We start from the raw sequence: 13,628 nt of genomic DNA, 5'->3' as shown, positions 1-13,628 counted from the left end.
TGGGGGTGACGCTGCTCTTGTGCTGGCCCTGGTATGGAGCCAATTGGCTGTTTGTCTTCAGCAACGGCTGGGCCTATGCCGAGACTGCCCATTACTACGTCACCTGCCCAGCGGGATCCCTCTGCTGGTGGACGGCCTACCTTCGCGTTTTGCCCCTGCAGATGAGCCCTTTTTTGTGCCCCTTGCCGCTGCTTTCGCTCTGGGGATCCCCAAGCCGGCGGGAGACTCTCCTGTGGGGCCTCTACGGCTCGGGCTACTTGCTCTACACCCTGGTAGCCATTAAGGATGTGCGCTTTACGCTGCCGCTGTTGCCCCTGCTAGCCATCCTATCAGCGGGTGGGCTGGGCAAAGGCTGGCGGTGGCTGGGGGCGCGCTGGGGGCAAAGGGCACTGCGGCAGGGAGTTGGCCTGAGCCTAGCCTTGGGATCCCTGGCCCTGCTCAACCTGGGGCAGCCCCTCACCCCTGGCGTGGCCCCTCTCTGGAAGGGGATCCAAATGCACTGGCAGGGGCAGCACCCCCAGCAGGAGCTGACGCGGTGGATTGGATCCCTGGTGCAGCCAGGTTTGGCCACCACCCTGGGCGTTCTTCCCAACACTGAGCTGATTTCGTCCGAGACGCTCAGCTACCTGGCCGCTCTGCAGCGCTGGCCAATCACCTTCCGCGGTGCCGGGCAAACCCCTTGGCCGGAGCTGGAGCTGGCGCTCCTGGATGGGTTTGTGGATGCGCCAGGGGAGCAGGGAATTGTCGGCCCCTATGGTCCAGCTAAGGAGCAAATTCGGCAACTCCTAGACAAGAGTCCGGACTGGCAGCAAGAGCATTTTGAACTACAAGCGGTGGGCCGGCTGTACACCTACTTCCCCACCCCGCCCAGGGTTGTGCTGCAAGAGGTGCCTGCTCCAGTAGAGGAAGTGGAGCTGCTGCAGCTCAAGGTCTTCCCAGATGAAGGGATCCCGGCCTGGCGGCTGCGCTGGCAGGGCCCGGCCCAGGACTTGGCCCGAACGCTAGTCTGGGCGCGGTTGGAAAATCCCCAGGAGCAGATCTTGGCGGAGCAGGCCTGGGTGGTGGGTCAGAACCGCCTGCAACCCCGCACCAGGAGCAATTGGCAGGTAGAGGAAATTTTGACCTTGCCCCTCTGGCCAGAGTCTGCCGGAGAAGAAGGAATCCTCCACCTGGAGTGGCAACCCCCCAAAGGAATGCGCCGGTCGCTAAGACAGCACTGGCGTGGGTCTCCTGGTAGGGAAAAGGGATCCCTTATCCCGCCAGGAGATCTCCTCTTTCCCCTGCGACAGGCAGCTAGGGCGGCTGCGGCTGGGGATCTGGAGGCGCTCTCCCTCTACCTCAACGCCTGGACAACTTTGCAGTATGCCACTTTCGCAACCGACCCGGATCGCATCCTGACACGCCAGCTTCTGGAGGGAGAACAGCAACAGGCTGCTGACCAAGGCCAAATCGAGCGCCAAATTCAAAGCCACTACGAACTGGGCCTAATGGAGGTGGCGCTGCTGCAGCCAGAAGCAGCCCAGCAGCATTTTCAGCGGATTGTCGAGCTGGATCCCGAAGACGATTGGGCACGGGCCTATTTGGCATTTTTACAGGTCTTTTTTACCCATGATATTCGGGGCCTCCAGGGGTTGAAACAAGAGCTGGCGGCTGCAGTCTATCCCCTTTGCCAGAAAGCCAATCTGGATTGGGATTTGAGTTGGCTCTGTGCAGCTCTTTAGGAGGAAGATCCAGATCCATTTGAGAAACTTGAGAAAGCAGGAAATCGGCAAAAGCTTTGGCTACCACCGAGAGGCGCTTGGAGCGCAAATAGACCAAATGCCAAAATCCACGGATGGGAAACTCTTCCACATCCAAAATGGCCAAATGGTGTTGCCAATCCCCCAGAGCCAACACATGCTGAGACAAAACCGAAATGCCCAGCCCGCCAATGATGCCCTGGCGAATGGCTTCGCTACTGCCTATCTCCATGCGGATGTTGAGCTTGAGGTTATGTTTGTCGAAGAGCCGCTCCACTGCCATGCGGGTGCCGGAGCCGGGTTCGCGGGCCAAGAAGGGCTCTTGAGCAATACGGGCCAGGGGGATCCGCTTCTGGCCCACCAAAGGATGGTGAATAGGAGCCATCACCACCAAGGGATTTTCCAGAAAGGGTTGCGCCACTACATCCAAATCTTCCGGCGGCATCCCCATTACATAGAGATCATCCATGTTGTTGCTTAGCCCCTCCAGAACCTGCTGCCGGTTCAGCACCTTGAGGGATACATCGATGCCGGGGTACTGCTGACAAAATAGCCCCAGCAGGCGAGGAATAAAGTACTTAGCAGTGGTGACAACCCCAATGCTCAGCCGTCCCTGTTTTAACCCCTTTAGGTCGGCGAGGGTCATCTCAAATTGGTTCAACTGCTCAAAGATTTTTTGGCAAGTCTGGTACAAAGCTTGCCCCGCCTCTGTGAGATAGAGCCGCTTGCCCACCTGTTCAAACAGCGGCAACCCCACCGATTTGCTCAATTGCTTGATCTGCATGGAAATCGTGGGCTGGGTCAGGTAAAGCTCCTCAGCGGCACGGGTGAAGCTGAGATGACGGGCAGCAACCTCGAAGATTTGTAACTGGTGCAGCGTAATGGCCTTCATGGAGAATCAAGGAGCACTAAAGATTTACTCTTAAATCATAAACCTCAATCTATGACCCTTGGTGAGATTTCCCTGAGGCTATGACCCTTGGCGAGATTTCCCTGAGGGCCCGCCGGCTCGAGCGCGTCTCCGCAGGCTCTTCTTCTGGAGGACGGGGAGGGATTGGCGAGCCGTTCAGCTCCTGTGGGAATGCCGAAGGCCAGGTGCCGCCACCCCTGTTTGGGCAGATCCGGAGGAGAAGGGTGCATTGGCTTCATCGGCAGCAAGCCCCACACTGTAATTTTGTTTACTCAAGAGCCAATCAGTGTCGGGATGAAAGCCGTTCCTGCTACAGTTAAGGAGAACAAGTTCAATCTCTGGAGAGTTTCCCGCCGTGGGTCGCACGGGTGGCCGCACGCTGAGACCTCTGTACCAACAAGTCTGTGAAGCGTGAAGCCCGTACGCTATCGGTGCGCGCAGCGGGGCGTAAGCCATGGTGTGTTGACTCAACGAAGATGAGTGTCGGGAGTCGTTCCCGATCAGAAAACACGGTTTTGCGGTGTGGAGCAACCCGTGGTTTTTTCCGGAGCAGTGCAGATGGCAATTTACGAAGGCAATTTTGTTCAGACGGGGGATCTGCGTCTGGCCATTGTTATCAGTCGGTTTAACGATTTGATAGCCGGCAAATTGTTGGAGGGGTGCCAGGATGCCCTGAAGCGGCATGGCATCGATGTCAGCTCGGAGAGCCAGCAGGTGGACTATTACTGGGTGCCCGGCAGCTTTGAGGTGCCTGTGGTAGCCCACCAACTGGCCCAGTCCCGCCGTTACGATGCCATCATCTGCTTGGGGGCGGTGATTCGCGGCCAAACCCCTCACTTTGACTATGTGGCAGCAGAGGTGGCCAAGGGGATCGCGGCAGCGAGTTTTCGCACCGGCGTGCCAGTCATTTTCGGGATCCTCACTGCCGATACTCTGCAGCAGGCGCTGGAGCGGGCCGGGATCAAGAACAACAAAGGCTGGGAATACGCCATGAGTGCCCTGGAGATGGCCACCCTGATGCGCCAAGTAGCTCCCCTGTTGCAAGGGAGTGACAGGGCTGGCAACAATGGAGCGGCCTCCCGTCCCTCTCTGCCCGGTGGAGCAGAGGCGCTGCAGCCGGGGGTAACTTTGGAGAGTGCCGCCTACTGACGGCGGGTTAGACGGGTGAGCACCTCGTTGGAGCGCTGCACAAAGGCCCGTGCGGCTGCGGGGTCAAAGCTTTTCTGGGTAATCAGCGCCAGATCGTAGATGTGATTGCAGATGAGGTTGACCAGCTCTGGATCCCGCCCCTCCTCGGCCAGAGCCTGCAGGTTTTGGATCAAGGGGTGGGCGGTGTTGAGAACTAGGGTGTGTTCTTCCAGAAACTCTATGGGCTTTTGTTGCAGGATGGCATTGAGCTCCTGCAGGCGCCGCAGCGCCTCCGGCAGCAGGATCATGGCCGGAACTGACTCAGACTTGAGGGCCTTGGCTTTGATCTGCAGCTTCTCTTTGCCCAAAGCCTGACGGAACAGATCCACCAGCTTTTCGCTGCGGGTTTTTTGTGTGATGGGATCGACGAGATCGGCAGCTTTGTCTTTCTGGATCAGCGTCTCGTCCAGCTCGGAATCCACCCGCTTAAATTGGATCCCTTCTTCCCGATACTCCCGCTCCAGGAAGCTGCTGAAATGGCTGTCGATCCAGCTATCCAGCATGATGACCTCCAGGCCCTGGGAGCGGTGCAGGTCGATGTAGGCGCTCTGGGCTGCTTCGTCGGTGGCGTAGTAAACCCGCTTGTTTTGCTTTTCCCGCGTGCGCTCCAGGTATGCTTTGAGGGTCACGTACTCCGGTTTATCGGCAGGGGATCCGGCCACTCGGAAAATGAGAATGTCTTTAATCTGGGCGAAGAACTTGTCGTTGTTCATCGCCCCAAACTTCATGAAGAGGCTAATGTCGGGCCAGACCTTGACATATTTTTCGTAGTCTTCTTTGTAAAGCTCGTTGAGGCGATCCGCCACCTTTTTGGCGATGTGATCCCCGATGCGCCTGACGGTGCGGTCATTTTGCAGGAAGCTGCGGGAGACGTTGAGGGGAATATCCGGGCTGTCGATGGCACCGCGCAGAGGCAGGAGGAATTTGGGAATGACTTCTTCGCAGTTATCCTGGACAAAAACCTGGTTGCAAAATAGCTTGACCTGGCCCTTGGTGGGATCGATATCCGGGCGCAACTTGGGGAAGTAGAGGATCCCTTGCACGATGAAGGGATAATCCGTGTTGATGTGTACCCAGAAGTGGGGATCCTCTTGGAAGGGATAGAGGTAGCGGTAAAACTCTAGGTAATCCTCATCCTTGAGCTCAGAGGGAGGAATCTTCCAGAGGGGCCTCTGGCGATTGATGACTTCTCCGTTGAGTTTAATAGGGACGGGAATGAAGTCGCAGTATTTGCGCACCAATTCGCGGATGCGGCTTGGCTCCAGATACTCCTCGCTATCCGGGCTGAGGTAAAGGGTGACGGTGGTGCCGATGGCGGAGCGCTGCGAATCGGAAAGGGTAAAAGTTGGGCTGCCGTCGCAAGACCACTGCACAGGCGTGCTGCCGGGCTGATAGGAAAGGGTGTCGATCTCCACCCGCTGCGCCACCATAAAAGAGGAATAGAATCCCAGGCCAAAGTGGCCGATGATCGCCTGTTCTGCCTCTTTGCCTTTGTACTTTTGAAGGAACTCCTCAGCGCTGGAAAAGGCCACCTGGTTGATGTACTTTTTTACCTCTTCGGCAGTCATACCGATGCCGGTGTCGCTGACCGAGAGGGTCTTGGCCTCTTTGTTGAGCGCGATCACGATCTCCGGCTCCGGGGGATCCGCCACTTCGCCGGCCAGTTTGGCCATCTTGAGCTTGGCAATGGCATCGGCAGCATTAGAGATCAGCTCCCGCAAAAAAATCTCCCGATCCGAATAGAGAGACTGCTTGATGATGGGGAAAATGTTCTCGGTGTGGATGGTGATGGATCCCTGTTCCAGCACAGTCATAGATGGCTCGGCACTTCAACAAGCTCAGTGCCAATCTACAGAGGTAGCAAAGGCCCCGACAAGCTGAACTTTTTCCAGAAATCCGCACCCGCAACCGAACCGGCTCTAGAGCTGAGCCCCTCTGGCCGGACTCTGCGCCTGGTCGATATCAAGGGTAAGCTGGTGGGCCCAATCTTGCCCAACGCGAATGGTGATGTCGGAGTTGAGAACGCCGGTGGATTCCACCCGCAGCTCTCCCAGGCCAAGGGCAGCGCGAACCTGCTTGGCTCCTTCCCGATCCCCGCTTTGGGCGAGGATCTCCGTTTGCGGCAACACCTGGGGGCTGTCTTCGACGGCAAAAACCTGGGTATAGCCCTGTCGAACCAGTTCTTGCACCACGCGGCGGGCCATCCCCGGCTCTCCGGTAGCATTTTGCACAGCTATGCGCAGGCGGTGCGGCGAGATGGGAGCTACTTCCGCCTCCAGGCCAAAGTGGGTCACGGCCAGGCGGCGGATCCCGGCCAAATCTGGCAGCCAGTAGCTGGTGGCAAACTCTCCCGGCTGGCTGAAGCGGCCCGGCAACAGCACCAGGTCGATGCGATCGTCCCCAGAGGTGAGGACGAACTTGGCCAAGCTCAGAACCTCTTCCCAGGTGAGGTTGGTCTCTAGGTGGGTGCGGACGACCTGCAAAACCTTCGGGATGCGCGGCCAGACAGCAGGGGAGAGCAGTTCCCGGCTCAGGGCCCGCAGCAGCTCCTGTTGCCGTTGTACCCGACCGATATCCCCCAAGCCCAGGTGGTCGCGGCGGAAGCGGGCAAAGTGATGGGCTTGTTCGCCATTGAGGCGGTGCCAGCCAGGCTCTAGGTTAATAAACAACTGCTGCGTGTGATCCACATAGTGCATGGGCTCCGGCACATAGACCTCCACACCCCCCACTGCGTCAATCAAAGCTTCCAGGGCCTCGGTATTGAGGCGAACATAGCGGTCAATCGGGATCCCGCCCAGCAAGGTGCTGACCACCTGGGCCACCAGCGCCGGGCCCCCTGCCAAGTTGGCCGCATTGATCTTGGTTACACCAAAGCCAGGCAAGCGCACGCGGGTATCGCGAGGGATCGATAGGACAGTGATCCGCTGCGCCTGTGGATCAAAACGGGCCAAGAGGATGGTGTCGGTGCGGGTGTTGAGACGCTCCCGTTCTGTGGACAAAGGCAGGGTGGGATCCGGGTTGTCGGTACCGAGGATGAGAATGTGCAAGGATCGATCCAGAGCGGCAGCGCGCAGGGCATCCGGTCGGAAGGCCTCCTGTTCTTTGGCAGTCAGGGAGGTGGGAATCACCTGACGAGGCAGCATCACGGCCAAGAAGGCACCGGCAGAACCTGACAACACAGCCGTGAATCCCAACAACAGCCAGAGAATCCCCTGGCGGATGGCCTGCTGACGAGCGGCGCGGACACGGTCTGGGCGGGGTGGATACTGGAAGGAGGACATCAGGTCGGGCCGAGCCTCGCGGGCGCCTGCAGGAAGGGGTGTACTGTTTAGGGGGTGTTGCCAACCCCACCAATTCAAGGTCATGTTACCGCATCCTTATTCTCTAGGACTGTCCATACCCAACTTCGGCGAGACGGCAGCTTCCCCGGCGGGATCCCTGCAACTGTTGCTGGCGAAGTCGGAGGTGCACCTGTGGCTACAAGTCTTGCCGCCGCTGGCGGAGTTGCTCTCCCAGCTCGACCTTCTTTCCCATGAGGAACGGCAGCGCGCGGAGCGTTTACAGCGGATGGAGGATCGGCGTCGCTTTCTGGGTGGTCGTTTGCTGTTGCGAACCCTGCTTGGCCGCTACAGCGGCCTCCCTCCCCGCGCGATCCCCCTCGGCTACACCGCCGCCGGCAAGCCCTATTGGCCGGATCCACCCCTACCGCTGCAGTTCAACCTCAGCCACTCCCGCGAGCGCGTCCTGGTCGGCCTGATGTGGCAAGCCCGGATCGGGGTGGACTTGGAGTGGATCCGACCCGTGCCCCGCTGGCCACGCATTGCCCGACGCTATTTTTCCGCCGCCGAGCAGGCTCGTCTGTTGGCCTGTCCACCGGCAGAGCGGGAGAGGGTTTTCCTGGAGCTGTGGACGCAGAAAGAGGCTCTCCTGAAAGCCATGGGCGTGGGGCTGGCCGGAGCCAGGGCCGGGGCCGGGGATCCCTGCTGGCTGACCCTGCCCCTGCGGGTTGCCGAGGGCTACGTTGCCGCTGTGGCGATGGAACGACTGGAAGTGGGCGGGCCAGTCCCGACGGTGCAGCTCTGCCAAGGCGCAGATCTCTTCACTCCCGCTTGAACTGCTATCTTGGGTTTTCAGGCCGAGTTTTCATGTTGGGGTTATGTTGCGTGGGTTGCGTTATCTCCTGATATTGAGCCTCTGTCTGGGGATGTCGATCGGCGGGATCCCGCATCCGGTCTGGGCGCGGGATCTGTCGCGGCAAACGCCCCAGGACAAAGCTGTCGAGTTAGGTACTGCCGATAACCAGTTGGTGTTTGTGCCCAAGGAGCTCTTTTTTCGCAACGGCAACCTCTACCGTTTGCACTTGAGCAACCCCAGCCAGTTGAAGCACTATTTCAGCGCCAAAGATTTTGCCGATGCCGTTTGGACTCGCAAGTTGGAAGTGGCCGGTGTGGAAATCAAGGGCCAGATCCGAGAACTGGAGCTGAAGCCAGGTGCGGCAGTGGAGTGGCAGTTTATTCCCCTGAAATCTGGAGTTTATTCTTTGGTCTGTACCATTCCTGGCCACGCCGAAGCGGGCATGATTGGGCAGATTACCATTGGCGACTAGGCTATCTCCTGGGCTAGGGGGGCAAAAGGGGATAGAAAAGAGAAAGACGCTGCCAGGCAAATCGCATGAAAAACCTGCTCAGCCCCATCGTGGAACACTGGACTCGGCGACGCCAGGTAGCCTCTCCTCGCAAAACCAGGCCCCCCCTGCCGGAGCGGGTTGCCGGCTATGCCCTAGCGCTTCTCTCCCTCACTGCTGTTCACGGGATCCGCTACTACAACGAGCCGCAACTGACCGTCGGCAGCCGCTCCCCGCAAACCTTCCTCGCTCCTGCTGCGGCAGAGATCGAAGATGTGGAGGCTACCCAGGCCCGGCAGGCCGAGGCGCGACGGCGCGTGGTGCAAGCCCTCAAAATCAACAGCACCGCCAACGAGAGCATGCGGCAAAATCTGGAGGCTCTCCTGGCAGCGGTGGAGGCCATCCGACAAGAGGCAGGTTCTCTGCCCTATGTTTCTGTCCAATTGCTATCTCTGCCAACGCAGATCTACCTGCGCCAGCTTGCCCCAGAAGAGTGGGAACTCCTTCAGGCTCGTGTCCGACAAGAGGCCATCCGCACCCGTGCAGCCACTCACTCTCTGTCGGAAGAGGTTGCTGGACGTCTGGAGCCGCTTTTTCCAGAGCAGCGGGCCCGGCAAGAGCTGGTCGAGGTTTGGCAGCGGGCCTGGTTGGATGGGGCGGCCACTCAGACGGCGGCCACGGATCCCTATACCCAGTTAATTGCCCAGGTGGAGGCGGCACAACAGCGCTATCGGGCGGCTCTGGAGGCTCTGGAACAGCTCACCCCCCCTGTCGCGGCCACGGTTCTCAACTTAACAGAGACTGAGTGGCAGCAGCTCCAGGGCCTGAGCCGGCGGGTCTTGGAGCGCCTGCAGAAGATAGGCATTGTGGATGGCCTGCCCCGCGAGGTGCGCGCTGAAGGGATCCAAGCCCAACTGGACGAGCTGGCCTTTCCAGGCAGTGCCGCCCAGCGGCAGGAGCTGCAGGGGCTGGTCTATCAGTGGCTGCAGCAGGTGCTGATCCCCAATCTGGAGGTGGATCCGCAGCGCACCGAGCAGCGCATTCGCGCCGAGCTGGAAAAAGTTGAGCCCGTCCTGATCTCGGTTGCGGAAAACCAGGTGATTGTGCGAGCAGATCAGATCATCACCCCCGAGATCTTTTTGATTTTGGATCACTTTGGTTTTACCCAGCGCAGGATCAACGTCTGGGGCCTGGTGGGGGTGGCTGGCGTTATGGGCTTGGGCTTGGCCATTTTCGTCCCCTTGCAGCAACGCTTGCAGCCGGGATTGCGCCGCCGGGATCGGGTGTTGATCCTGATGGTTTCCCTGACTGCTCCGCTTGTGGCAACTTTGTTCAAGCTGGAGTTCAGCTCCTTGCCGGCGGTGGGGCTGTTGCTGGGCAGTTTTTACGGGGCAGGGCTGGGCCTGCTGGTGGTGGTGGGCCAGGCGTTACTTTTGCCGTTGGTCTCCTCTGCCAATCTGCTCACCTTCGCACCCTTGCTTTCCGGCAGTGTGGTGGCCTGCGCCCTGGCCGGGCGCTCCCGCTCTCGGGAAGAGCTGGCCTTGTTGGGAGGAGGGGCGGCGGCGGTGCAGATGCTCACCTATGCGGCTGTTAGCTTGACCACAACTGGCGGCATCGACCTATTGGCGATGGCCTTGGGGGGAGGGATCACGCTGGGGTGGAGCATTGTGGCGCTGGGAGCCAGCCCCTACCTGGAGCGCTTGTTCGACCTGGCCACCCCTATTCGCCTCATCGAGTTGAGCAACCCCAACCGCACCCTGCTGCGGCGGCTGGCGGCAGAAGCCCCCGGCACCTTCCAGCACACCCTGTTTGTAGCCACCTTGGCGGAACGAGCTGCCCAGAAGCTGAACCTCAACGTGGAGTTGGTGCGCACCGGCACCCTCTACCACGACATCGGCAAAATGCTGCAGGCCCGCTACTTCATCGAAAACCAGATGGGCGGCCTCAACCCTCATACGCAACTGGACGATCCCTACCGCAGCGCCCAGATCATCAAGGCCCACGTCAGCGATGGACTGCGCCTGGCCAAGCAGTACAAGTTGCCCACCGCTGTGCGGGCCTTCATTCCCGAACACCAGGGAACAATTTTGATCGCCTATTTCTACCACCAAGCTCGGCTGAAAGCCGGGGATCAGCCGGTGCCCGAGGAGCTGTTCCGCTACGATGGCCCTATCCCCCAGAGCAAGGAGACAGGGGTGGTAATGCTTGCCGATGCTTGTGAGGCGGCCCTGCGCAGCATGACCCTGAGCGACGGCTTTGGCCCTGAGGTGGTTGAGCGGGCCAAGGCTGTTGTCCGCAAAATTGCCCAGGCCCGTTGGCAAGATGGCCAACTGGTCGATAGCGGCCTGACGCTGGAGGATCTGGAGATAGTGGCCGAGGCTTTTGTGGAAGTTTGGCGAGAGTCCAACCACGAGCGCATTCCCTACCCCAGTCCTGCCCCTGCCCCACCCTTGCCTGAGCCCGACTCTGCCCAGGCCGAGATGCCTGTGTTGATGACTCCTTCGACAGGATCCCCCTAGCCTCGGCGAGCTGGGTAGGGAGAGAAAAGTCTAGTTCTAGAGCTCATCCATCGGTACGATAGGGGATCATTTGCGCCGGTGGCGCGTGGCGCTGTTGCGAAGCGAAACAGCTCCAAGGTTTCAGCTTGACCCGCACTCAAGCTCTATGCTCAGGATCCTTTACCATCGTTTTTGGATGGCCTGCTGAATGCCTTATGCAGCTCCTGCTTCCTCCAACCCTCCCAAACTTTCGGCAGTCCCTATTCAGCTCCCGCCTCTTTCCCGGCCTAGCCCTGTCCAACTTTCGCTGGTTATCCCCACCTACAACGAGGCCTCCAGCATTGGCAGCCTAATCCGGCAGTTGTGTGCCCACCTGGACGCAATTCTGCCAGGAGCCTACGAGCTGATTGTGGTAGATGACAACAGCCCGGATTGCACGGCCAAAGTGGCCCAAGAACTACAAGAGGAATTCCCCCAACTGCAGGTTATCTGCCGCCAACACGAACGGGGCCTGGCTACCGCCGTGTTACGGGGATGGCAAGTTGCCCGCGGCGAGGTGCTGGGGGTGATGGATGGAGACTTGCAGCATCCGCCAGAGATCATCCTCAAGTTGTGGCCCCCTATTCAGCAAGGGGCAGACCTGGTGGTGGGCAGCCGCTACGTGGAGTCGGGGGGGGTGAGCCACTGGAACCTGGGCCGGCGCCTCGTCTCCCGGGGAGCCCAGGCTATTGGGCTGGTTTTGCTGCCGGGGGTTTTCAGGCGGGTGTCGGATCCGCTCAGCGGGTTGTTTCTGGTTAGACGCCAAGCCATTGCCGGGATCCCGCTCAGCCCCAAGGGCTACAAGCTCTTGATCGAGGTGCTGGCGCGGGGCCGGGTGAAGACCATAGCTGAGGTCGGCTATATCTTCCAGGAGCGCCAAAACGGCGAGAGCAAAATCCAACTGCAAACCTGCCTCCAGTATCTCCACCACCTTATTGCTCTTCGCTTCTCCCTAGGCCAGATGGGATCCTTTTTGCGCTTTAGCACGGTCGGCCTATCCGGCACATTTGTGGATATGACGTTGCTGTATCTGTTGCACGATCCCAACAACTTAGGGTGGGATCTGGCTATCAGCAAACTCATCGCCTCTGAGGTGGCCATTCTCAACAACTTCCTCTGGAACGACCTGTGGACCTTTCGCCATGTCACTCGGCTACAGCCAGGCCTCTGGAATCGTCTGAAGCGATTGGTTAAGTTTAATGTCATTTGCCTGATCGGCTTGCTGCTCAACTCTTCGTTGTTGATCTTGCTGAGTGAGCGCCTGGGCATTCACTATCTGTTGGCTAACTTGATTGCAATTGGCATTGTTGTATTTTGGAACTTTTATCTCAACGCTAAACTAAGCTGGCGGGTGGCAGCGAAGTCGAATGCCGAGGGCAGCCAGTCCTGATCCCAGCTTTCGCTCGGGGGCCAGAGGCTAGGTGGAGTTGGGGCGGATCCCTTCCAGGGTGATGATCTCCTGGATAACCGAGCGAACCACAGGAGCCGCCGTTGTCGATCCAAAGGCATCTTCTCCCCGCGGCTCGTCGATCACGGCCAAGATCACGTACTGGGGGCGAAGGGCGGGGAAATAGGCCACAAAACTGGTGATGCGCTTGCCGGGCAGATAGCCTCCCTGCGGCCCTGCTTTCTGGGCCGTGCCTGTTTTGCCGCCGATTTCATATCCCTCGATCTTGGCCGATTGCCCGGTGCCAAAATCCACCACGTCCCGCATTTGGATGCGCACCGCCAGGGTGGCCTGCTCCGACAACACCCGTACCGGCTGGGGTTGGGGGGATCCCCAAACCAAGGTGTCAGTATCCTTTTCAACCAGACCGCGCACCACGTGGGGCCGCACTTTCAGCCCGCCGTTGGCAATGATGCAATGCATGGCGGCCAACTGCAGGGGGGTCAGGGCCAGACCCTGGCCAAAAGCAACGGTGGCCCGCTCCACCGGCACGGTTACGAATTGCCGCAGGGGTTTCAGGCGGCTGGCCGGTTCAAAGGGCAAATCCACGCCGCTGGGCTCGTTAAATCCCAACCGTAGCAGGGCATTGTAATACTGGCGGGGATCCAGCTTGCGCATCAGATGAACCATGCCTACATTGCTCGACTGGCGCAGGATATCGGTGACGCTCATCCAGCCATGGCCTCCCCGCTGCCGGTAGTCGTAGTTTTGGATAGGCCAGCGGCCAATCCAGATCTGTCCCTCGTCGTAGACCCGTTCGTTGGCCGTGAAGGCGCCGGCATCCAGCCCAATGGCGATGTTGATGGGCTTAAAGGTGGATCCCGGCTCGTACAAATCCGTAACGGCCCAGTTGCGAAAGAGGGCAGGGTCATACTCGAAGTAGCGGTTGGGATCGTAGGTGGGCTCGCTCACCAGGGCCAGGATCTCTCCCGTGTGAGGTTGCAGGACGATCACGGTGCCCCGTAGGGCTTGAAACCGTTCCAGTTGCGTTTTCAGGGCGGCGCGGGCAGCCCGCTGCAGCCGCATATCCAGGGTGAGTTGCAGCACCGTCTCCTGGGATTGCAACAGTCCTTCCGGCACTTCGGCCGCCAACAACTGGCCGTAGCCATCGCGGGGAAGGGTGACAGGCTGAACCGTCCGCTCCAGCAAGACCTGTTGAGAGTACTCCAGCCCCGCTTGGCCG

The 13,628-nt window shown here is 59.6% G+C and carries 10 protein-coding genes; 6 read left to right on the top strand and 4 right to left on the bottom strand.

Annotated elements, in window-relative coordinates:
- Positions 1-1,721, top strand: a 1,721-nt coding sequence (locus NW835_RS08485) for a tetratricopeptide repeat protein (RefSeq protein ID WP_414415045.1), incomplete at its 5' end; no start/stop codon positions are given.
- Here the strand turns inward: NW835_RS08485 and NW835_RS08480 are convergent.
- Positions 1,603-2,631, bottom strand: coding sequence for a LysR substrate-binding domain-containing protein (locus NW835_RS08480; RefSeq protein WP_414415044.1), 1,029 nt, complete (start codon positions 2,629-2,631; stop codon positions 1,603-1,605). The two genes, NW835_RS08485 and NW835_RS08480, sit on opposite strands and share 119 nt — an antisense overlap.
- Before the next feature lie 576 nt (positions 2,632-3,207).
- Between NW835_RS08480 and ribH the strand changes: the two genes are divergently transcribed.
- Positions 3,208-3,798: a 6,7-dimethyl-8-ribityllumazine synthase gene (gene ribH, locus NW835_RS08475; protein WP_414415043.1), complete on the top strand. Its 591-nt coding sequence runs from the start codon at positions 3,208-3,210 to the stop codon at positions 3,796-3,798.
- Here the strand turns inward: ribH and htpG are convergent.
- Positions 3,792-5,651: a molecular chaperone HtpG gene (htpG, locus tag NW835_RS08470; protein ID WP_414415042.1), complete on the bottom strand. Its 1,860-nt coding sequence runs from the start codon at positions 5,649-5,651 to the stop codon at positions 3,792-3,794. The two genes, ribH and htpG, sit on opposite strands and share 7 nt — an antisense overlap.
- A gap of 105 nt (positions 5,652-5,756) precedes the next feature.
- Positions 5,757-7,202 (bottom strand): LCP family protein, encoded by a 1,446-nt coding sequence (locus NW835_RS08465; protein ID WP_414415041.1) that lies wholly within the window; start codon positions 7,200-7,202, stop codon positions 5,757-5,759.
- On the opposite strand from NW835_RS08465, the gene NW835_RS08460 reads away from it, so the two are divergent.
- The 4 genes from NW835_RS08460 to NW835_RS08445 all read left to right on the top strand — a co-directional run bounded on the left by NW835_RS08460 (position 7,201) and on the right by NW835_RS08445 (position 12,388).
- Positions 7,201-7,950 (top strand): 4'-phosphopantetheinyl transferase family protein, encoded by a 750-nt coding sequence (locus NW835_RS08460; RefSeq protein WP_414415040.1) that lies wholly within the window; start codon positions 7,201-7,203, stop codon positions 7,948-7,950. The genes NW835_RS08465 and NW835_RS08460 overlap by 2 nt on opposite strands.
- Positions 7,951-8,041: 91 nt before the next feature.
- Positions 8,042-8,443: a plastocyanin/azurin family copper-binding protein gene (locus NW835_RS08455; protein ID WP_414415039.1), complete on the top strand. Its 402-nt coding sequence runs from the start codon at positions 8,042-8,044 to the stop codon at positions 8,441-8,443.
- 65 nt (positions 8,444-8,508) lie between these two features.
- Positions 8,509-10,980 (top strand): HD family phosphohydrolase, encoded by a 2,472-nt coding sequence (locus tag NW835_RS08450; RefSeq protein WP_414415038.1) that lies wholly within the window; start codon positions 8,509-8,511, stop codon positions 10,978-10,980.
- A gap of 187 nt (positions 10,981-11,167) precedes the next feature.
- Positions 11,168-12,388: a glycosyltransferase gene (locus NW835_RS08445; protein WP_414415037.1), complete on the top strand. Its 1,221-nt coding sequence runs from the start codon at positions 11,168-11,170 to the stop codon at positions 12,386-12,388.
- A gap of 27 nt (positions 12,389-12,415) precedes the next feature.
- Here NW835_RS08445 and NW835_RS08440 read toward each other — a convergent pair.
- On the bottom strand, positions 12,416-13,628 hold a 1,213-nt coding region (locus tag NW835_RS08440; protein ID WP_414415036.1), incomplete at its 5' end, for a peptidoglycan D,D-transpeptidase FtsI family protein.

It is taken from the genome of Synechococcus sp. OH2 (assembly GCF_047462155.1).
Classification (GTDB): Bacteria; Cyanobacteriota; Cyanobacteriia; order Thermostichales; family Thermostichaceae; genus Thermostichus.
Note: the sequence above shows the minus strand (reverse complement) of the source record. Positions and strands in the feature narration are given on the sequence as shown.

What these genes read in the sequence shown, in the direction of transcription:
- ribH (WP_414415043.1), top strand. Translation starts at nt 3,208, where the DNA reads ATGGCAATTTACGAAGGCAATTTTGTTCAGACGGGGGATCTGCGTCTG.
- NW835_RS08460 (WP_414415040.1), top strand. Translation starts at nt 7,201, where the DNA reads ATGTTACCGCATCCTTATTCTCTAGGACTGTCCATACCCAACTTCGGC.
- htpG (WP_414415042.1), bottom strand. Translation starts at nt 5,651, where the DNA reads ATGACTGTGCTGGAACAGGGATCCATCACCATCCACACCGAGAACATT.
- NW835_RS08480 (WP_414415044.1), bottom strand. Translation starts at nt 2,631, where the DNA reads ATGAAGGCCATTACGCTGCACCAGTTACAAATCTTCGAGGTTGCTGCC.
- NW835_RS08450 (WP_414415038.1), top strand. Translation starts at nt 8,509, where the DNA reads ATGAAAAACCTGCTCAGCCCCATCGTGGAACACTGGACTCGGCGACGC.
- NW835_RS08445 (WP_414415037.1), top strand. Translation starts at nt 11,168, where the DNA reads ATGCCTTATGCAGCTCCTGCTTCCTCCAACCCTCCCAAACTTTCGGCA.
- NW835_RS08465 (WP_414415041.1), bottom strand. Translation starts at nt 7,202, where the DNA reads ATGACCTTGAATTGGTGGGGTTGGCAACACCCCCTAAACAGTACACCC.
- NW835_RS08455 (WP_414415039.1), top strand. Translation starts at nt 8,042, where the DNA reads ATGTCGATCGGCGGGATCCCGCATCCGGTCTGGGCGCGGGATCTGTCG.